Source organism: Pseudomonas sp. MDT2-39-1, assembly GCF_054898085.1.
In genome coordinates, this window is record NZ_CM142716.1 from 4,858,763 (window position 1) to 4,878,003 (window position 19,241).

19 protein-coding genes are annotated in these 19,241 nt (G+C 59.5%); 15 read left to right on the plus strand and 4 right to left on the minus strand.

The annotated features are described in order from the left end of the window. Positions 1-3 precede the first annotated feature (3 nt). A complete protein-coding gene (locus ACYZTM_RS22745) occupies positions 4-708 on the plus strand; it encodes an NAD(P)H-dependent oxidoreductase (RefSeq protein WP_131060395.1) in 705 nt (234 codons plus the stop codon). Between the two features lie 188 nt (positions 709-896). Here the strand turns inward: ACYZTM_RS22745 and ACYZTM_RS22750 are convergent, their stop codons facing one another. Next, positions 897-1,088: a YegP family protein gene (locus ACYZTM_RS22750; RefSeq protein ID WP_010462174.1), complete on the minus strand. Its 192-nt coding sequence runs from the start codon at positions 1,086-1,088 to the stop codon at positions 897-899. Positions 1,089-1,365: 277 nt separating this feature from the next. Here ACYZTM_RS22750 and ACYZTM_RS22755 point away from each other — a divergent pair, with 277 nt between their 5' ends. The 6 genes from ACYZTM_RS22755 (at position 1,366) to ACYZTM_RS22780 (ending at position 6,964) form a co-directional block, all read left to right on the plus strand. Continuing rightward, positions 1,366-2,334 (plus strand): glycosyltransferase family 2 protein, encoded by a 969-nt coding sequence (locus ACYZTM_RS22755; RefSeq protein ID WP_131060396.1) that lies wholly within the window; start codon positions 1,366-1,368, stop codon positions 2,332-2,334. A gap of 3 nt (positions 2,335-2,337) precedes the next feature. Then, on the plus strand, positions 2,338-3,048 hold the full coding sequence (locus ACYZTM_RS22760; RefSeq protein WP_131060397.1) for a class I SAM-dependent methyltransferase: 711 nt from the start codon (positions 2,338-2,340) through the stop codon (positions 3,046-3,048). After that, the gene (locus ACYZTM_RS22765) at positions 3,045-3,431 is read left to right on the plus strand and encodes a GtrA family protein (protein WP_131060398.1); all 387 of its coding nucleotides are present in this window, start codon (positions 3,045-3,047) and stop codon (positions 3,429-3,431) included. Before ACYZTM_RS22760 ends, ACYZTM_RS22765 begins: the two co-directional genes overlap by 4 nt. Continuing rightward, entirely contained in the window at positions 3,428-5,542 is a 2,115-nt protein-coding gene (locus ACYZTM_RS22770; protein WP_461984767.1) for a DUF6311 domain-containing protein, read from the plus strand. Before ACYZTM_RS22765 ends, ACYZTM_RS22770 begins: the two co-directional genes overlap by 4 nt. Before the next feature lie 72 nt (positions 5,543-5,614). Then, entirely contained in the window at positions 5,615-6,541 is a 927-nt protein-coding gene (locus ACYZTM_RS22775) for a LysR family transcriptional regulator (RefSeq protein ID WP_461984769.1), read from the plus strand. Positions 6,542-6,598: 57 nt separating this feature from the next. Next, positions 6,599-6,964 carry a 5-carboxymethyl-2-hydroxymuconate Delta-isomerase gene (locus ACYZTM_RS22780; RefSeq protein WP_131060402.1) on the plus strand — a complete coding sequence of 122 codons (366 nt, stop codon included), beginning with the start codon at positions 6,599-6,601 and terminating at the stop codon, positions 6,962-6,964. A gap of 3 nt (positions 6,965-6,967) precedes the next feature. On the opposite strand, the gene ACYZTM_RS22785 is transcribed toward ACYZTM_RS22780, so the two are convergent. Then, a complete protein-coding gene (locus tag ACYZTM_RS22785) occupies positions 6,968-7,903 on the minus strand; it encodes a LysR family transcriptional regulator (RefSeq protein WP_461984772.1) in 936 nt (311 codons plus the stop codon). A 284-nt stretch (positions 7,904-8,187) separates the two neighbouring features. After that, positions 8,188-9,372: a cyanate transporter gene (locus tag ACYZTM_RS22790; protein WP_461984774.1), complete on the minus strand. Its 1,185-nt coding sequence runs from the start codon at positions 9,370-9,372 to the stop codon at positions 8,188-8,190. 513 nt (positions 9,373-9,885) lie between these two features. On the opposite strand from ACYZTM_RS22790, the gene ACYZTM_RS22795 reads away from it, so the two are divergent. The 6 genes from ACYZTM_RS22795 (at position 9,886) to ACYZTM_RS22820 (ending at position 16,432) form a co-directional block, all read left to right on the plus strand. Then, positions 9,886-11,268, plus strand: a complete 1,383-nt coding sequence (locus ACYZTM_RS22795) for a glutamine synthetase family protein (RefSeq protein ID WP_461984776.1) — start codon at positions 9,886-9,888, stop codon at positions 11,266-11,268. Positions 11,269-11,447: 179 nt separating this feature from the next. Further along, positions 11,448-13,097, plus strand: coding sequence for a phosphoethanolamine transferase (locus ACYZTM_RS22800; RefSeq protein WP_461984778.1), 1,650 nt, complete (start codon positions 11,448-11,450; stop codon positions 13,095-13,097). Positions 13,098-13,170: 73 nt separating this feature from the next. Next, complete coding sequence (locus ACYZTM_RS22805; RefSeq protein WP_461984780.1) at positions 13,171-13,833, plus strand: class I SAM-dependent methyltransferase; 663 nt, start codon at positions 13,171-13,173, stop codon at positions 13,831-13,833. 123 nt (positions 13,834-13,956) lie between these two features. After that, entirely contained in the window at positions 13,957-15,090 is a 1,134-nt protein-coding gene (rnd, locus tag ACYZTM_RS22810) for a ribonuclease D (RefSeq protein WP_131060408.1), read from the plus strand. Next, a complete protein-coding gene (locus tag ACYZTM_RS22815) occupies positions 15,087-15,380 on the plus strand; it encodes a YcgL domain-containing protein (protein ID WP_131060409.1) in 294 nt (97 codons plus the stop codon). The genes rnd and ACYZTM_RS22815 overlap by 4 nt, the downstream gene beginning before the upstream one ends. A gap of 119 nt (positions 15,381-15,499) precedes the next feature. Beyond that, positions 15,500-16,432 (plus strand): D-2-hydroxyacid dehydrogenase, encoded by a 933-nt coding sequence (locus ACYZTM_RS22820; protein WP_131060410.1) that lies wholly within the window; start codon positions 15,500-15,502, stop codon positions 16,430-16,432. A gap of 132 nt (positions 16,433-16,564) precedes the next feature. On the opposite strand, the gene ACYZTM_RS22825 is transcribed toward ACYZTM_RS22820, so the two are convergent. Then, on the minus strand, positions 16,565-17,158 hold the full coding sequence (locus ACYZTM_RS22825; protein ID WP_461984782.1) for a nitroreductase family protein: 594 nt from the start codon (positions 17,156-17,158) through the stop codon (positions 16,565-16,567). A 278-nt stretch (positions 17,159-17,436) separates the two neighbouring features. Between ACYZTM_RS22825 and ACYZTM_RS22830 the strand changes: the two genes are divergently transcribed. Continuing rightward, the gene (locus tag ACYZTM_RS22830; protein WP_461984784.1) at positions 17,437-17,886 is read left to right on the plus strand and encodes a YcgN family cysteine cluster protein; all 450 of its coding nucleotides are present in this window, start codon (positions 17,437-17,439) and stop codon (positions 17,884-17,886) included. 17 nt (positions 17,887-17,903) lie between these two features. Beyond that, entirely contained in the window at positions 17,904-19,133 is a 1,230-nt protein-coding gene (locus ACYZTM_RS22835) for a hypothetical protein (protein WP_461984786.1), read from the plus strand. The last annotated feature ends 108 nt before the right edge of the window (positions 19,134-19,241 follow it).

Consider the following 19,241-nt stretch of genomic DNA (forward strand, 5'->3'; position numbering starts at 1 on the left):
GCCATGAAAGTATTGATTGTCCACGCCCATCCGGAGCCGAAATCCTTCACCGCCGCACTGCGTGACCAAGCGGTGGCGACACTCGAAGCCCAGGGGCATGAGGTCCAGGTCAGCGACCTGTACGCGATGAACTGGAACCCGGTGGCCAGCGCCGATGACTTTTCCTCGCGGGAAAACCCCGAGTACCTGGTGTATGCGCTGGAGCAACGCCTGGGCGTGAAGAGCCAGTCGTTGGCGCCGGACATCCAGCAAGAGCTCGACAAACTGTTGTGGGCTGACCTGCTGATTCTGAACTTCCCGATTTTCTGGTTCTCGACTCCTGCCATCCTCAAGGGCTGGATTGATCGGGTGCTGGTGTCGGGTATCTGCTACGGCGGCAAGCGCTTTTATGACCAGGGCGGGTTGAGTGGAAAAAAGGCGCTGGTGTCCATCACCTTGGGCGGCCGTGAGCATATGTTCGGTGACGGCGCGATTCACGGTCCGCTGGAAGACATGTTGCGGCCGATCCTGCGCGGCACGCTGGCCTATGTCGGGTTTGACGTGCTGGAGCCGTTCGTGGCCTGGCATGTGCCGTACATCAGCGACGAGGCTCGCAAGGATTTCCTGCAGAGTTTCCAGCAGCGACTGGAACACCTGAGTGATGATCAGCCGATGCAGTTTGCTCGGTTGTCGCAGTTTGATGATGGGTTGTATCCGTTGCCTGGCTAATGGGGGCTTTGACCAGGGTTGAGGGTGTTCTTTCGGCCCTCTTCGCGAGCAGGCTCGCTCCTACATTGGATCTGTGTCGTTCACAAACCCCTGTAGGAGCGAGCCTGCTCGCGATGGGGTCAGTGAGCTCAACCTAAAATGCCGAAGCTGTTCACAGTCGCTGAACAGTTTCGGCATTGGCCTCAGGTTTAGATCTCCTTCACCGGCGTCTCACCCTCGACCCCTTTGATCAACCCGATGGCGTGCAGGCAATCCGCCTTGTTCACATACGACTCGCCACTGGCGATCGTCTCGTGGTTCCCCGCCCTCAAGCGCCAGCGCCATTGTCCTTTTCCGGTGCTCGGCGTGCCTTTGGATTGCCTGTAAATCTCGAAATACATTCTGCTCGCTCCATGCGATGGGTAATTGCGACAACCTGTGTGACGCATCGGGGGCAAGCCTAGCGGAGCTGGCTTTTTTGACCATCAGGCATTTGTTTCCAGGCATTTGAAAATATTTCAGCCAGCGCAACCGGGCCGGCGCGAATGGCCAAACCCCCCGCAGTTTCGCCCTTGCATCACCTCCCTCGGTCCTGCTTAATACGACACGGCTCATGGCGTCGATCAGCGGTCGGCGACCTCGGATTGTAGAAAAACCACTATAAAAAAGAGCAATCAATTGACTCATCAGCACGGAACGCAACTGGCCGGGCATTTGCAGCTTTCGCTCGTGATACCGGTATTCAACGAAGCGGCGACCATTGATTTGTTCATCGCGCGGATCACTGACGTCTTCAAGGAAGAAACGCTGGTCAGTCTTGAAATGGTGTTCGTCAACGACGGCAGCACCGACACCACGCTCGACCTGCTGCTGGAACGTCAACAGACCGATTCGCGCCTTCGCGTTGTCGATCTGAGTCGCAATTTCGGCAAGGAAGCGGCCCTGACCGCAGGCTTGCAGACCGCCACCGGCCAGGTGGTGGTGCCGATCGATGTCGATTTGCAGGACCCGCCTGAAGTCATCCTCGAAATGATCGCCCGCTGGCGTGAAGGCTATGAAGTGGTGCTGGGCCATCGTGTGAGTCGCAAGACCGACTCCTGGGCCAAGCAAACCTCGGCCAACTGGTTCTATCGCCTGCACAACAAAATCGCTGAGCAGCACCTTCCGGAAAACGTTGGCGATTTTCGGCTGATGGACCGCTGCGTGGTGGATGCCTTGCAAACCTTGCCCGAGTCCCGGCGCTTCATGAAAGGCCTGTTTGCCTGGGTCGGATTTCGCACCACCTACGTGAACTACGAGCGTCTCGAGCGGGTCGCCGGGGCGAGCAAATTCAACGGCTGGCGCTTGTGGAACTTCGCGCTGGAAGGCATCACCAGTTTCAGCACGGAACCGCTGCGCATCTGGACGTATCTGGGGCTGTTCGTTTCGCTGATCTCTTTTTCGTTCGCCATTTTTATCATCTTGCGCACCTTGATCTCCGGTGTCGATCTGCCGGGTTATGCCTCGCTGATGGTCGCCGTCACTTTTCTCGGCGGCCTGCAATTGATCGGCATCGGCGTGCTGGGTGAATACCTGGGCCGGACCTACATCGAGTCAAAACGCCGCCCGGTGTATCTGGTGCGGCGCGTCTATGACCCCAAGGACTGAACCATGGATCTCAAGGAAACCGACATCCTCGGTTCAAGCATCGACCAGCATTGGTATTACGCCTCCAAAGCGGCGGCCACGACGCGCATGCTGGGCAACACGCCGATCAAAAAGATTCTCGACGTGGGCGCCGGCTCCGGGTTCTTTTCCCACCATTTACTGACGCACTCAGCGGCCCGTGAAGCGTGGTGTGTCGACATCAGCTACGACGCCGATTCGGACGCCACAACTGTCGGTAAACCGGTGCATTACCGTCGCGGCATCGACTCGGTGGACGCCGATCTGGTGCTGCTGATGGACGTGTTGGAACATGTCGATGACGACGTCGAATTGCTCAAGGCCTACGTCGATAAAGTCCCTTCCGGCAGCCGTTTCCTGATGACGGTGCCGGCGTTCCAGTTTCTCTGGAGTGGGCACGATGACTTCCTCGAACACAAGCGCCGCTATACCTTGCCGCAGCTTGAGACAGTGGCTCGGGATGCCGGATTGAACGTGAAGCAGGGGGCTTACTATTTCGGTCTGGTGTTCCCGATTGCCGCCACCCTGCGCTTGCTGCCCAGCGGTGCGCAACCCTCGCCACCGCGTTCGCAGCTCAAGCAGCACCATCCGCTGGTGAATACGATGTTGAAGACGCTGTGCAGCGTCGAACTGCCATTCATGGGCGCGAATCGCCTGGCCGGGCTGACGGTGTTTGTCCTGGCGCAGAAGCCGTGACGTCAGCCGAAAAATCCGCCTTGATCCAGCGTGGCCTGCGTTTTGCCGTGACCGGGTTGTTCGTCACGGCCCTGCACGCGCTGGTGGCCGTGTTGTTCATCAACTACGTGTTGCCTCTGCCGCCCTTGGCCAACGGCGCGGCGTTCGCCGTGGCGACCGTGGTGTCTTACCTGATCAATACCACCTGGAGCTTTTCCGCCCGGCTGCACGGGCAAACGTTGCTGCGCTTCATGATGGTTTCAGTTGCCGGTTTTCTGCTGGCGATGCTGGTGGCCTGGGCCGCGCAAATGGCCGGGCTGCATTATTTGCTGGGGATCGGCGCGGTGGCGCTGACCATTCCGGCCTTCACCTTTGTATTGCATAACTTCTGGACGTATCGATGAAGGATTTCGCTAAACGCCTGCCGCTCAACCTGGTGCCCCTGTTGATCGGTGTTGTGGCCTTTTTCCTCGTCGTCGGGCCTAGGGCGCTGAACCCGCTCAACATTGCGTGGCTGGGCAACGGTGACCCGGCGACGCATTATCTGGGCTGGGTGTTTTTCCGACAGTCACCCTGGAGCTTTCCCATCGGGCTCAATCCGTCCTACGGGCTGGAGCTGGGCAACGGCATCATTTTTTCTGATTCCAATCCGCTGCTGGCCTTCCTGTTCAAACCGTTCGCCTCGCTGTTGCCTATGCCTTTTCAGTACTTCGGCCTCTGGTTCCTGACCTGCTTCGTCCTGCAGGCGTGGTTCGCCTGGAAACTGGTCGGGCTGGTGACTTCGCACGTGGGTGTACGGGCCGTGAGTACGGCGTTGTTCCTTTTTGTTCCGCCGATGCTCATGCGCATGCCCTTTCATTTGTCCCTGGGCGGGCATTTTCTGGTGCTGGCCTCGTTGTACCTGGGGCTGCATCCGCAACTGCAGCGTCGACATCTGAAATGGGGCGCGTTGCTGGCGGCGGCCGCGTTGGTCCACGCGTACTTTCTGGCAATGGTTGCAGTGATCTGGATTGCCAATCTCGCTGCCGGTTGGTCCAGGAAAAAACTGACGCTACGGTCGGCGTTAACCGAATTCATCGCGCTGTTTTCGTTGGTCAGCTTCTGCTGTTGGCAGGCGGGCTATTTTTCGGTGGGCGGCGACAGCGCGGTATCCGATGGTTTTGGCATGTACGCCATGAACCTGCTGTCACTGATCGATCCGGGGAACTGGTCCTATTTACTGAAGGATCTGCCCGGTGTTCAAGGGTTCGGTGACGGCGAAGGATTTGCCTTTCTGGGGCTTGGGCTGATCGCGCTGGGCATCTGTGCCATGGTCGGTTTACTGCAAGGCGATACCGGCTTCGGGCAACAATTGCGGCGCCGACCCTTTTTACTGTTGGCGATGGTGGGGCTGACTGTTTTCGCGATTTCAAACCATGTGGCTATGGGCTTGCTGGAGTTCACCTATCCGCTGCCGCCGGTGGTGATTTCCATCGCCAACATCTTCCGCGCCTCGGGGCGAATGTTCTGGCCGGTGTACTACGCGATTATCTTCGCCATCATTTTCCTGGTGATTCGCGCCAATACACCACGCACTGCCGTGAGCTTGCTGTCACTCGCGCTACTGATTCAGGTGCTGGACACTCACGCCGGCTGGGTGGCCGTTCGCAAGCAATTGATGGTTGAACCTGCTTCGAAGTGGGCGTCGCCCATGGTCGATCCGTTCTGGGAAAGCGCGGCGGCCCATTACAAGAGCATTCGCTGGATCGTTCCACAGAATCTCTCCCCTCACTGGATGGCGTTGGCTGATTTTGCCGGCGCCCATGGCATGGCAACGAATGCGGTTTACCTTGGGCGAATGGATGCTGCCAATTGGAAACGCGCCGACCGGGAGACTGCGGGGGTAATGGCGTCTGGAAAGTATGATGCCGACACGTTGTACCTGCTGGATGAGCGTGCGCTGCTTCAGGCCGTGATGAACGTTGATACCCAAAAGGATCTGTTTACCCGAATAGACGGATTTACGGTGCTTGCACCGGGATGGAAACAATGCGGTGCTTGCTTGCAGATGAACACGCCAGTTAACCCGCTCGCGCTGATACCCGCCCTTGAAACCGGACAAAAAACGCTATTCAGTTACGGCAGCAAGGGGAGAGCGTTTCTGGCCAGGGGCTGGTCCGATTCCGAGCTCTGGGGCACCTGGTCCGAAGGTCCCGACGCCGAAGTCATGTTCCGGGTACCGGTGCCCGTGCATTCCTTGCGTCTGGAGGCCACGGCGTTTCTCCCTCCCGGGCATGCTGGCCAAAGTGTTGTCATCAGCATCAACGGCGTTGCGGCTTTGAAGACCCAACTTCAGCAGGCCGATGGCAACATTATCGATGTGCGCCTCACCACCGAAATGCAAGAACGGGTGTCGAGTCAGGGTGTATTGAGTTTGCACATGCAGTTCGCCGACGCCGTCAGCCCGAAACAGTTCGGGATAGGCGAGGACGCCCGACAACTCGCATTCGGATTGAAGACCCTGACGGTCAATTGAGAGCCGACGCACGTAGACGCCCCCGTCGCGCCTTTCTACACTGCCTGAAGTGTTGAAGAGCGGGGGCAAGGAATGAATCGCAACGAACTGCGCAAGGCTGACATCAACCTGATGGTGGTGTTCGAAACGTTGATGCTTGAGCGCAATGTCACGCGGGTGGCAGAGAAGCTGTTTCTCGGCCAGCCGACCATCAGTTCCGCGCTTAACCGCTTGCGGACGATGTTCAACGATCCGCTGTTCATTCGGGTCGGCCATCGCATGGAACCGACGGCGAGGGCCGAGGAGATCATTCTGCACCTGTCGCCGGCGCTGGATTCGTTGTCGGTGGCCTTGAGCCTGACCCACGATTTCGACCCGGCCAGCAGCACCATGACCTTTCGCATCGGGCTGTCGGACGATGTCGAGTTCGGCCTGCTGCCGCCGCTGCTGCGCGCTTTGCGCCAGGAAGCGCCGAAGGTGGTGTTTGTGGTTCAGCATGTCGATTACTGGCGCATTCCCGACTTGCTGGCCTCCGGCGATATCACGGTCGGCATCAGCCAGACTCGCGGCTTGCCGGCCAACGCCAAGCGCAAGTTGTTGCGGCACATCCAGCCGAGCATTTTGCGCGCCGATGCCTCGGACACCCCGCTGACCCTCGATGAATATTGCGCCCGCCCGCACGTGTTGGTGTCGCACACCGCCAACGTCAGCGGCTATGCCGATGAATGGCTGGCGGAGATCGGCCGCACGCGTCAGGTCGTGCTGTCGGTGCCGCAATACAGTTCGTTGCCGGCCCTGCTCGCCGGCACCGACCTCATCGCCAGCCTGCCGGATTACACCGCCGAGGCGATGGCGGCCTCAGGGCAACTGTTTAAGGAACCCTTTCCGTTCAAGACGCCGACGCTGGACTTGTCCATGGTCTGGCTCAGTCATGTCGATACCGATCCGGCCGAACGCTGGTTGCGCTCACGGTTGGAGGCGTTCATGAGTGAGCGCGCTGAATCGCCGCTGTCCAAATGAGTCAGACGGCGCTGTGTTATATGTAGGACTTTTCCGCTCACCATCAGGAGCCAAACCATGCCCCACCTGCACATGGAATACACCGCCAACCTGCCCGAGCTGAACGCCGACGTGGCGTTGATTCGGCTCAACAATGCATTGGTGGCTTCCGGTCAGTTTGCTGCGGAGTTCGACATCAAGAGCCGCGCGGTGAAGGTCGAGACCTTCAAGGTCGGCACGGCGATGGGGGAGCGGGCGTTTGTGCATGTGAAGCTGGCGCTGCTGAGCGGTCGCCCGCCGCAGATCAAACAGCAGTTGTCCGAAAGCCTGCTGACCGTGGTGCAGGAGCTGTGTGAATGGCCGACGGGGGTTGAAGTCCAGTTGTGCGTGGAGATCCTCGACATCGATCGAGAGTCCTACACCAAGACGGCCATCGGCCACTGAGTTTCAGGCCATTTCCTGCTCGGCGCAGGCCATGATCACTTGCTCGCGCAGCCAGGTGTTGGCGCTGTCCTGATCGACGCTTTGACTCCACAGCATGTCCAGGGTGAAACCCGGCAGGCCGTTGGGTGCTTCGCAGTGATTGAAGATCGCCTCGTTGGCCAGCAATTGCTGGATGCGACGGGGCAATGTCAGGATGAAATCGGTGCCGGTGATCATTTTCAGCGCTGCGCTGTAGCTGTTGGAGCGCGCGACAATCTGCCGTTTGTGCGCCTGTCGCGCCAGCCAGCCATCGACCATGTTGGTGGTGGACGTCCACGGCGTCGGAAACACATGCCGGCGTTCGACAAACGCTTTCAGGCTTAAACGTGGCTCCAATGGTGTGGCGCGTTTGTCGAAGACGCAGACCAGGTCATCTTCCAGCAGCAGCCGGGATTTGAAGTCGGTGTGGCTGCGATGAAAATGCGGGCCGAAGCAAATCACCAGATCGAGGCTGCCATCGCGCAGGTCTTCGGTCGGGATATCGGTTTCGAACTTGTGCATGTTGACCATCACCGGCAGGTCGGCGAAATCGAAGCTTTTCAACAGGCGCGGCAGGATCAACTGCTCGAAGTATTCCGGCGCGCAGACATTGAACGTGACCGGTTGCAAGGTCGGATCGAACGCGTGAGCGCCGGCGTGGCAGAGGTTGATGCTTTCGAGGATCTTCAGCACATGCGGGTACATGGTGCTGGCTTTGTACGTGGGGCGCATACCCGTGCGGGTATTGATGAATAACTCGTCTTCAAAACTGGTGCGCAGTTTTTTCAGGCAGTAACTCACGGTGGACTGGCTGACGCAGAGCGCCTCCGACACACCGGTGACGCTGCTTTGCTCATACACGGCGACAAACACCATGAGGTCCTGCATATCGAGCTTTCTAAGCAAGTTACTGTTCAGCATCCGTTCCGTCTCGCTGTGCTCCTTGCGCTGACTGTGCGCAAACGTGTACGAATGATCCTAACGGAACGATGGTGCCAGGAGAATGCCCTGTAGGACGTTTCATGGTCGGTTGTGGGACAGAAAATGTTACGAACACGACGTGTGAATTTAATCCCACAAATCATGGCCGAAGGCCTTTACCCCTGAACGACGGCAGGCACCGCACGGCGGCTCGACATCAGCAGCGCCAACAGGCCGATGTGAGCGGCGGTGAATCCGGAGGATCTCAGGGGGGCGGTTGCGGGTCAGTGAATGTGTCGGGCGTAATGCCGCGGATTGAAGCGCAGGGCCATCAGAATCATCAGCGCCATGACACCGGTCAGGCACCACCAGGCCCATTCGAAACTGCCCAACTGATCGCGGACCATCCCGGCCATCAGCGGCGACAGGCCGGCGATCAGGTAGCCGATGCCTTGTACGAAGGCCGTCAGCCCACCGGCGCGTTGCGGGTTGTCGAGGTGATCCAGCGACACAATCAGGCTCATCGGGAACAGGCCGCCAATGCCCAATCCCAGCAGGCATGGCCAGAGCAGGCTGAAGTGTTGCGGGCTGAGGATCAGCCCGCAGAAACCGGCCATGATCAGCGCCAGCAACACCACCAGCACCAGGCGCGGGTCACGGCTGCGGTTGGCGATGGCGGGGGTTATCAGCCCGGACAACACTTCCATGGCCGTCAAAAAGCCCAGCAGCAAACCGGCATTCTGTTCGCTCCAACCCTTTTCCACGTAGTAGGGCGCCAACCAGGCCAGCACACAGGTGTAGGACGCGGTGCCCAAACCGAAGAAGATTGCGAGTAACCAGGCGCGGGAATTGGCGAAGAAGGATGTCTTTCGTGGTGCCTGCGCCTTCAGTGTCGGTGCCTTCTGGCGTCCGGCCGTCCAGAACAGCAATGCCACCAGGGCCAGCACCGCCCAGATTGCCAGCCCCACCCGCCAACTGCCGGTGCGGGTCATCACCAGGGGTGCAAACGATGCCGCTATCGCCGCACCGCCCATGATCGACGTCACGTAGAGCCCCATGCACACGGCAACGTTGTCGCTGAAGCGGGATTTGATCAGGGCCGGCATCAAGGCCTGGATCAGCGCAATCCCCATGCCGGCCAGCATGGCGCTGAGGATCAGTTCGACTGCGGAGTCCACGAACAACCGCGACACCGTGGCCAAGCCAATGATCAGCAGCGATATCACCACCGTGCGCTGTTCGCCGAGGCGTTGGCTGACGCTCAGGCCAAAGAATATCGCCAGGCCCATGGCCATGACGGGCAGCATGGTCAGCAGCGAGGCCAGGCTGAAACTCAACGGGATGTCCCCGCGAATGCCCGACAGCAACGGCCCGACGGCCGCCATCGACGGCCGCAGGTTCAGGCCGACAAGAATGATGCTGACCATCAGCCAGAGGGCAGGGCGGGAAGTGGCGCGAACGTTTTCCATCAATCGGACCTTGAATAATCAGGAGCCGATTAGGCGCGCGAGGTCTGAAGGCCGCAAATCAGATAGTCCGCAGAGGTATTTAAAAATTAAATACCTGCGCCACAACACAGTCCCCCTGTGGGAGCGGGCTTGCTCGCGAAAGCGGTGTGTCAGTCGACACATCTGCTGCCTGACACACCGCCTTCGCGAGCAAGCCCGCTCCCACAGGGATGGTGAGTGAGTCACGGATGATTGTTTAGTCAGCCCACACCCAAAGTTCGTCAAATCCCGATTTAACGACCTGACCGCCCGTGTGACGCTGCTGCTCATCTGTTTCCTGCGGTCATTTCTATGGACGGTTGCCCCGTCGCACTTCCCTCCGAATTAGCCTTCTGGGCGCTATGGCACTGTCGCCACGCGCGCCCGCCGGATTCCTGCCTTTCCCGTTGATTTATCTGACAGGTCCCGCGCTGTGCGCCGGGATCAGACCGGCAGCGCCTGCGCGTTTGCCTGACGCGGAACAAGAGAACTTCCATGAGCAGTGCCACAACCTCTTTCGCCACCAAGCAAGAAGCCCTGACCTTTCTGGAACAGAACCCGGATATCGAGATGTTCGAGTTGTTCATCCTCGACAACAACGGCGTGCCTCGGGGCAAGTTGCTGCATCGCGATGAACTGCTGGCGGTGTATGAAAGCGGGCGGCCGTTGCCGAGCACCATTCTCGGTCTGACCATCAACGGTGACGACGTGGAAAACTCGGGCCTGGTCTGGGATGTCGGCGACATCGATTGCCGGGCGTACCCGATCAGCGGCAGTTTGACGCGAATGCCATGGCGGTTGATTCCGACGGCGGCGGTGCAGGTCAGCATGCATCCGAAGGAAGGCATGCCCGCGACGATTGCCGACCCTCGGCACCTGCTGGCGAAGGTGATCGAAGGCTTGCAGGCCGACGGTTATTACCCGGTGATGGCGGCGGAGCTGGAGTTCTATTTGCTCGATCAGCAGCGCGACAGCAACGGTCGGCCGCAACCGGCGCGGGACGTCGATGGCGGGCGACCGCGTTCGACGCAAGTTTACGGATTGCGTGAGCTGGAGCAGATCGAGCCGTTTCTGGCGGATCTCTACAGTGCCTGCAAATTGCAGGGCATTCCGGCGCGCACGGCGATATCCGAATACGCACCGGGGCAAGTGGAAATCACCCTCGAACACCGCACCGACGCCCTGCAGGCGATGGATGAAGCGGTGCGCTACAAACGGCTGGTCAAAGGCGTCGCGCACAAACACGGGATGGCCGCCTGCTTTATGGCCAAACCGTTCGATGACCTGGCGGGCACCGGTATGCACATGCACGTCAGCCTGGCGGACAAGAACGGCAACAACCTGTTCGCCAGCGAGTCCCCGGACGGCACGCCGCTGCTCAAACACGCGGTCGGCGGCATGCTCAGTACCTTGCTCGATTCGTTGCTGCTGTTCTGCCCGAACGCCAACTCTTACCGTCGATTCCAGACCAACAGTTACGCGCCGCTGGCAGCGACCTGGGGCGTCGACAACCGCACCGTGAGTTTGCGGGTTCCCGGCGGGCCGGCATTCTCCCGGCACATCGAGCACCGCATCTGCGGCGCCGACGCCAACCCGTATCTGGCGGCCGCGGCAATTCTGGCCGGCATCCATCGCGGCATTCGCGAACAACTCGACCCGGGCGCACCCGTGGAAGGCAATGGTTACGCCCAGGCCACGGAGTTGTTGCCAACCGATTGGCTGACCACGTTGCGGGCGCTGGAAGGTTCGAACTGGGGGCGGGAGGCGTTCGGCGGTGAATTCCTCGGCGTGTACCTGGCGGTGAAACGCGCCGAGTATCGGCAGTTCATGGGCGAGGTCGGCGAGCAGGATTGGCGTTGGTATTTGCATCAGGCCTGAACAAAAGCTGAACCATTCTCAAATAAGTTAAAAGTGTCGATCTAATACCTGGAGCCAACTAATCGTTGGCGTCTTTTTCACAAAAAATTGATGGTTGGCTGCCTAAAGTTGGTGCGGTCACGGTAAATGAAATTTTCACATTTACTGAGGGCACCTCTTTTCAGGAACAGCCAATCATTATGTTGAAGTTCAAACCTGTGCGCCCGGAATGGGTGACACTGATTGCCAGCGCCTTTCTTTTAACGGGCTTTAACTTTGTGCTCTGGCAACACCTGTTTGATATCACCGCTGCGGACGGTAAAGGCATCGTCATGCGCGTCGCGTTCGGCGTGATGATTCTGGCGGCCTTCAACAATGTGCTGACTCTTCTGGCGTTCCGGCGCGTGATGAAGCCGGTCTTGATCCTGATCTTTATGATCAGCGCTGGCGTGGCGTACTTTATGAGTCAATACGGTGTTCTGATGGACATCGGCATGTTGCGCAACTTTGCGCAAACCAACGCGACGGAAGTGCGTGATTTACTGTCCTTGAAGTTGTTTGTTTATATCCTTTTGCTGGGTGTTTTTCCCTCCTGGCTGTTGTGGAAGGTTCCGGTTAATTATCGCCGCTGGCACCGTGAACTACTAAGTAAGGCCCTGGTGAGTGTCGCTTCGGTTGCAGTAATCGGTGGCATCGCGCTGGTTAATTATCAGGGTTTGTCCTCGTTGTTTCGCAATCACCATGAACTGCGCCTGATGGTGGTGCCGAGTAACTACATCGGTGCGGCGTTCGGTTACCTGCGTGAGCAAGTCGTCTCCGCCCGGCAGCCCTTCGTCAAGGTCGGTGAAGATGCCCAGCGAAATCCCGCCTGGCAAACCCACGGCCGTAAATCCCTGACGGTGTTGGTCGTCGGCGAAAGTGCCCGGGCCGAGAACTTCGGCATCCTCGGTTACGACCGCGACACCACGCCCAAACTGGACAAGGAAGCCGGCCTGATTGCGTTCACCGATGTGCATTCCTGCGGCACGGAAACGGCCGTGTCGGTGCCGTGCATGTTCTCGAACATGGGCCGCAAGAATTACAACGCCGGCAAGGCGAAGAATGCAGAGGGCCTGCTGGACGTGCTCAAACGCGCCGATCTTGAGGTGATCTGGCGTGACAATCAATCAGGCTGTAAAGGCACGTGCGACCGGGTCACCCTTGATGACGTCAGCAACTTGAAGGACCCGGTACTGTGCGCCAACAGTGAATGTCGCGACGAAATTCTCTTGCAAGGTTTGCAGCACTTCATCGACACGCTGGATAAAGACACCGTGCTGGTCCTGCACCAGATGGGCAGCCATGGCCCGGAATACTACAAGCGCTATCCGAAAGAGTACGAGCGCTTCACGCCCGTCTGTGAAAGTAACGCACTGAATAATTGCAGCCGCGAAAGTATCGTCAATGGCTACGACAACACGCTGGTGTATACCGACCACGTGCTGTCGACCCTGATCGATCTGTTGCGCAGCAATCAGGACAAAGTCGATACCGCCATGCTGTACCTGTCGGATCACGGCGAATCCCTGGGCGAATACAACCTGTTCCTCCACGGCACGCCTTACATGCTGGCTCCGGATCAGCAGAAGCATGTGGCGATGTTGGCGTGGTTCTCCGACAGCTACCAAAAGTCGTTCTCGGTGGACACCCATTGTCTGCAACTGAGCCGCGACAAGCCCCTGAGCCAGGACAACCTGTTCCATTCGATGCTCGGTCTGCTGGAGGTCAACAGCAAGGTCTACAACCAGGATCTGGACATGTTCGCCGGTTGCCGCGGGGCCGTGATCGACGGTGTGTTGGCCAAAGAGTAAGCGTTTCGACCTTTTTTTCACGTACCGGTGGTTAACCTGCGGCTGGTACCTATTCCTACAAGAGCCATTGCACATGTCCGCGCAGCCCCCATCCGCCATCGAGCTTGAGTTCGCCCGGCGCTACGATCAGGAACACAGCCGCGTCTGCCTTCAGCCGCGACCGCGTGGCCTGGCGGGGCGCTTGACCTTCTGGCGCGATGAGCAGTTGGTGCGTAACGCGCTCAAGGTCGCCGGCGAGCCGGGCTTGATGCTTGATGTGGCCTGTGGTGCCGGGCGCTTCTGGCCGGTGTTGGCCGAGCACGCGAACCGCGTGATTCTTGCGTCCGATCATTCGCAGGACATGCTCAATCACGCCCAGACTCACCATTCGCAGAGCGTGCTCCAGCGGATCAAGACATTCCAGAGTTCGGCCTTCACCCTCGGTTTGTCGGCGAGCGCGGTCGACAGCATTTTTTGCATGCAACTGTTTCAGCACATCACCAGTCCGGACCATCGATTGGCCCTGCTTAAAGAGTTCCACCGTGTGAGTCGCGATACCGTGATTGTGGCGGTACGGATCGATGCGCATTTCAAACTCCGCCGACCAGGCGCAGCGGGCACTAACCCCCGGCAGCTGGCAGACAAGGCCCAGGTCGAAGCCGAATTCAGGCAGGCGGGTTTCCGCTTGCTCAGTCACCAGGACTTTCTGCCCGGTTGTGCACGGATGCGGGTCTACGTGCTGCGTAAGGCCAGTTAACCTCCGCTTGTCAGACATTTCGTGCCGTCTGGCAGGTCTTTTCGCTAAAGCTCTTGTTCAGTGGATGCGCGGAAATCGCCGGGGGCGATATATACTGCGCGCCATTCTTCAAGGGAGAGCCGTGTGGCCATCGATATTCACTGGATTCGCGACAACGATAGCCTCGGTCAGTTTTGCGCCGAGTGGCAGCAGTTGCCATTCGTTGCCCTCGACACCGAATTCATGCGGGTCGACACCTTTTATCCGATTGCAGGCCTGCTGCAGATCGGCGATGGCGTACGCGCTTACCTGATTGACCCACTGACCATCGACAACTGGAAGCCTTTGGCCGCGTTGCTGGAAAACCCGGCCGTGGTCAAAGTCGTCCATGCGTGCAGCGAAGACCTCGAAGTGTTGCTGCGCCTGACCGGCAGCCTGCCGGCGCCGCTGTTCGATACGCAACTGGCCGCCGCCTACCTGAACCTCGGTTTCTCGATGGGTTATTCGCGGTTGGTGCAGGAAGTGCTCGGTATCGACCTGCCCAAGGGCGAGACCCGTTCCGACTGGTTGCAACGTCCGCTTTCCGATACGCAAATCAGCTATGCCGCTGAAGATGCGCTGCATCTGGCAGAAGTTTTCGTACAACTGCGTCCGAAGCTTTCCGATGACAAGTACAACTGGGTCCTGGAGGACGGCGCCGAGCTGGTGGCCAACTTGCGCCGCGAGATCGATCCGTACGAGGTCTATCGCGAAGCCAAACTGGCCTGGAAGCTCTCCCGCGCCCAGCTCGCCGTGTTGCGTGAACTCTGCGCCTGGCGTGAACGCGAAGCCCGCGCCCGTGACCTGCCGCGCAATCGCATCGTGCGTGAGCATTCGCTGTGGCCGTTGGCGCGCACGCAGCCCGACAACCTCGGAGCACTGGCGAAAATCGAAGACATGCACCCGCGTACCGTGCGTCAGGACGGCGAATTTCTGCTTGATCTGATCAAGCGCTCTGGCAGTGTGTCGCCAGATCAATGGCCGCCCGCCGTGCCGGAGCCATTGCCGGTAGACGCCGCCACCCTGGTCAAACAGCTGCGTGCGATCGGCCAGGCCGAAGCCGAGCGCCTGAACATCGCGCCGGAGCTGATGCTGCGCAAGAAAACCCTGGAAGCGCTGCTCAAGAGCGGCTACCCCAATGGTCCTTACCAATTGCCTGATTCGCTGCGTGGCTGGCGCCGCGAATTGATGGGCCAGGCGCTGCTCGACAGCCTGGCCACCGCCGGAGAACAGCCTTGAAACGTATTTGCTCCATCTACCGAAGCCTGAAGAAAAACGAGATGTACCTCTATGTGCTCAAAAGCGATGCACTGGAGCGTGTTCCGGAAAGTCTGATGGCCGCCTTCGGCAAACCTCATCATGCTTTCGATCTGGTGCTGACCCCCGAGCGCAAACTGTCGCGCGAGGACATCGCCGTGGTCCTGGAAAACCTTGAGAAGCAGGGCTACCACCTGCAAATGCCACCGGCCGAAGACGAATACATCGAACACTTGCCGGAAGAGTTGCTGCGACGTAACGACCCGATGTGATCGGCAGACAGGCTCTGTCAGAGTCTGTGTGAAACACTGGAATGATTTTGGCGATGGCCAGGGCGACGGAGTGATACTCCTTCGACGGCCGTCTGCACTGTTTTCGAAAGGTTTGAACCATGCGCGTTCTGATTGCTGAACACGACCACCCTGTGTACGCCCAACTGTTGCGTCAGGCTGCGCCTGATCTGGAAGTGCTGACCAGCGGCGACTCCGCAGAATTGGCCAGCCAGGCGGCCGACTGCCCGATCTGGCTGGGCCAGCCGGACCTGTTGGCGAACCTGTTGCGCCAGGGCCACCAGCCACAATGGCTGCAATCGACATGGGCCGGCATTACGCCGCTGCTGGCCGACGGTTTGCGCCGTGATTATCGCCTGACGCGTGCGGTAGGGATTTTTGGTCAGGTCATGGCCGAATACGTCCTGACCTACATGCTCGGCCACGAGCGCGAAGTGCTGGCGCGGCTGGTCAGCCAGGTCGAGCGCAAGTGGGACAGTCGTCAGGGCCAAAGCCTGGCGGGACGCAAAGTGTTGATCGTCGGCACCGGTGACATCGGCCAGACCGTGGCGAAGTTCCTTGTGCCATTTGGCGTCGAGTTGTACGGCATCGCCAGCGAAGCCCGGGAGCAGGCGCCGTTTGTTGAAGTCGGCGCTATGGCAGACTTGCCGCGCCTGGTCGGTGAAGTGGATTTCGTCATCAATCTGCTGCCCAACACCCCCAATACCCATGACTTGTACGATGCTGCGCTGTTCAAGCAGTTCAAGCCGACCGGGTTGTTCATCAACGTCGGGCGGGGCGTGGCCGTGGTCGACGCGGACCTGGTGGAAGCCTTGAAAGAAGGGCATCTGGCGGGCGCGGTGATCGACGTCTGCCGCCAGGAACCGCTGCCGCAGCGTCATCCGTTCTGGACAGCCTGGGGCTTGCTGCTGACCGGCCACAGCTCGGCACCGACCTCGCCATCGATGATGGTGAACCTGTTTGTCGAAAACCTGCGGGCGTATCAGGCAGGAGAAGCGTTGCGCGGGGAAGTGGACTTCAACCGCGGCTACTGAGCCCACCACTGATCGTTCCCACGCTCTGCGTGGGAATGCCGCCGGGGACGCTCCGCGTTCCGCTTTGGATGTGACGCGGAGCGTCACGGGATGCATTCCCACGCAGAGCGTGGGAACGATCAGGTTCAGCGCTTAGAGAGTAAAGTCGCCTTCGGCCGCCAGTTCGCTCAGCGGGCGACGCGGGCTTGGTTCTTCGCGGGCTTGCAGGTAATCGGCCAGCGTTGCCTTGTCGCCCAGTTTGCCCACGGCCACCGCTGCGTGCAGCGCATAACCTTCAGGGATGTTCAGCTCCTTGCGGGTCAGGTCCTGGTCGAAACCGGCCATGCCGTGGGTGTGCCAGCCGCTGATGCTCGCTTGCAGCGCCATGTGGCCCCAGGCCGAACCGGTGTCGAAGGTGTGCCACAGGGCCGGGGTTTCTTCGGTGGCGCCGGGTACGGCGAAGGTGGTTTTCGAGATCACAATCACCAGCGCCGAGGCGTGTTGCGCCCAGCCGCGATTGAATTCATTCAGCAGGCCCAGGAAGCGCTCCCAGTTCGGCGTATCACGACGCGCGTAGAGAAACCGCCAAGGTTGCGAGTTGTAGGCCGATGGCGCCCAGCGTGCGGCTTCGAAGAAGCTCAGCAAGGTTTCTTCGGCAATGGTTTCGCCGGTGAAGGCGCGGGGTGACCAGCGATCGGTGAACTGAGGGTGGATCGCATAATCGGCAACGCGTGGATTTGAACTCATCAAGAGATTCCTTGCTTCGTCTGAAAGTGAGGGTCGCCTGAAACCTGCGGGCGCAGTTGAGCTGAGCGCTAAGGTTTTCCAGAGCCGGGCAGTTCACCTGAATGCAACGCGGTTGAGCGTTAATGGCATTTGGGCATGGCTCCTTGCGACTGGCAAAGCTACGTGGCGGCGCAATAACTGACAAGCCCCGTTCTACCGGCAGTCGCCAATGCTTGGCCCGCAAGGGCCTTGGCACTAGACTGGCGGCCTTTTCACCACCTGATGTCGATGCTCGAACCATGGCCGCCAAAGTCGAACCGTTCTGGATACGCAAAACCCTCGATCAACTCGATTCACAAGAGTGGGAATCGCTGTGCGACGGCTGTGGCCTGTGCTGCCTGCAAAAGCTTGAAGATGAAGACGACAACTCCGTCTATTACACGCGCATCGCCTGCAAACTTCTGGACCTGAACACCTGTCAGTGCACCGACTACCCGAACCGCCGAGAATTCGTCCCCGATTGCATCCAGCTCACGCCGGGCAAGGCTGACGAGTTCAAATGGCTGCCGCCGACCTGCGGTTATCGCCTGGTCAGCGAAGGCAAGGACCTGCCACTCTGGCATCACCTGGTGTGTGGTGATCGCGATGCGGTGCACCACGAACGTATTTCCCAGTCCGGGCGCATGCTCGCCGAAGGCAGCGTGGCCGAAGATGACTGGGAAGATCATCTGATTTTCCGGGCAGGTTAGCTTTACAAGGAGTGTGTATGGCTGTGGGATTGCGGCTGTTGCTGACCGTTGGGCTATTGGCCCTGAGTTCGTCCGTGTGTGCGGCGAAGAAGGTCGATCTGGATTACCACGTGCGCCTGTTGCCGCAAAGCGATCAGGCCGAAGTGCGACTGACGCTGGCCCAGGGCTCGGCGGTGCGCAGTCTGGATTTCGATCTGGGCGACGGCAGCCACTACAGCGACTTCAAGGCCGACGGCCAATGGCAGCTCACGCCGGGCGAGCAGAAGCGCGGGGTTTGGCGTCCGGCCACTGACAAGGCCAGCCTGACCTACCGCGTGCGCATCAGCCATGGGCGCAAGAGCGGCAGCTTCGATACGCGCATGACCCCGACCTGGGCGCTGATGCGCGGTGACGACCTGGTGCCACCGGCCAAACTCGATCAGCAGGACGGCATCGAGCTGGTATCACGCCTTGAATTCGAATTGCCCAGCGGCTGGAAAAGCGTCGAAACCGCCTGGCCGCGAATCGGCAAGAACAAATTCCGCATTGATAACGCCTCTCGACTGTTCGACCGGCCCGTGGGCTGGATGCTCGCCGGCCACCTCGGCAGCCGTCGCACCAGGCTTGGGGAAACCGAAGTCACCGTCGCCTCGCCCCAAGGCCAGGGCATGCGCCGCATGGACGTGCTGACGCTGCTGACCTTTGTCTGGCCGCAGGTGCAAGCGGTGTTCCCGCGTCATCCCACCAAACTGTTGATCGTCGGCGCCAATGACCCGATGTGGCGCGGCAGCCTGGCCGCGCGGGAATCGATCTATCTGAACACGCGTCTGCCGCTGGTCAGCGAAAGCGGCACCAGCGCGGTGGTGCGTGAACTGGCGCAGGTGTTCGCGCGGATCAACGACAAGCAGCGCAGTGACTGGATCAGCGAAGGGTATGCCGAGTACTACGCCATCGAACTGGTGCGCCGCGCCGGTGGCATGAGTGATGAGCGGTATGAAAGTTTGCACGGCAAGTTGATCAAGGACAGCCAGAAAGTCACCACGTTGCGTGGCGAACAGGTGAGCCCGGCTCAGGTGTCGAAAGCGGTGTTGTTACTTCAGGAACTGGATCGCGAGATTCGCTTGAAGACCCGCAACAAACGGTCGCTGGATGATGTGTTGCGTGGGGCGATGCACCTGGAAAGTGTGGATACCAAGGAATTTGTGCAACTCGCGGAAAGCGTGATTGGCGAGTCTTCCAAAGTCCTCGACACCGAGTTGCTTCAGTAACGCCGCCTTCGCGGGCAAGCCTCGCTCCTACAGGGTTTTGTGGCATACGCAACGCGTGTGATCAAGCCAATCCAGTAGGAGCGAGGATTGCCCGCGAAGAGGCCGTCA

Bases quoted from the DNA above. Each gene is read 5' to 3' on its own strand.
- ACYZTM_RS22805 (WP_461984780.1), top strand. From the start codon at position 13,171: ATGTCCGCGCAGCCCCCATCCGCCATCGAGCTTGAGTTCGCCCGGCGC.
- ACYZTM_RS22800 (WP_461984778.1), top strand. From the start codon at position 11,448: ATGTTGAAGTTCAAACCTGTGCGCCCGGAATGGGTGACACTGATTGCC.
- ACYZTM_RS22775 (WP_461984769.1), top strand. From the start codon at position 5,615: ATGAATCGCAACGAACTGCGCAAGGCTGACATCAACCTGATGGTGGTG.
- ACYZTM_RS22825 (WP_461984782.1), bottom strand. From the start codon at position 17,158: ATGAGTTCAAATCCACGCGTTGCCGATTATGCGATCCACCCTCAGTTC.
- ACYZTM_RS22785 (WP_461984772.1), bottom strand. From the start codon at position 7,903: ATGCTGAACAGTAACTTGCTTAGAAAGCTCGATATGCAGGACCTCATG.
- ACYZTM_RS22835 (WP_461984786.1), top strand. From the start codon at position 17,904: ATGGCTGTGGGATTGCGGCTGTTGCTGACCGTTGGGCTATTGGCCCTG.
- ACYZTM_RS22770 (WP_461984767.1), top strand. From the start codon at position 3,428: ATGAAGGATTTCGCTAAACGCCTGCCGCTCAACCTGGTGCCCCTGTTG.
- ACYZTM_RS22750 (WP_010462174.1), bottom strand. From the start codon at position 1,088: ATGTATTTCGAGATTTACAGGCAATCCAAAGGCACGCCGAGCACCGGA.
- ACYZTM_RS22760 (WP_131060397.1), top strand. From the start codon at position 2,338: ATGGATCTCAAGGAAACCGACATCCTCGGTTCAAGCATCGACCAGCAT.
- ACYZTM_RS22795 (WP_461984776.1), top strand. From the start codon at position 9,886: ATGAGCAGTGCCACAACCTCTTTCGCCACCAAGCAAGAAGCCCTGACC.
- ACYZTM_RS22745 (WP_131060395.1), top strand. From the start codon at position 4: ATGAAAGTATTGATTGTCCACGCCCATCCGGAGCCGAAATCCTTCACC.
- ACYZTM_RS22820 (WP_131060410.1), top strand. From the start codon at position 15,500: ATGCGCGTTCTGATTGCTGAACACGACCACCCTGTGTACGCCCAACTG.
- ACYZTM_RS22790 (WP_461984774.1), bottom strand. From the start codon at position 9,372: ATGGAAAACGTTCGCGCCACTTCCCGCCCTGCCCTCTGGCTGATGGTC.
- ACYZTM_RS22780 (WP_131060402.1), top strand. From the start codon at position 6,599: ATGCCCCACCTGCACATGGAATACACCGCCAACCTGCCCGAGCTGAAC.
- ACYZTM_RS22830 (WP_461984784.1), top strand. From the start codon at position 17,437: ATGGCCGCCAAAGTCGAACCGTTCTGGATACGCAAAACCCTCGATCAA.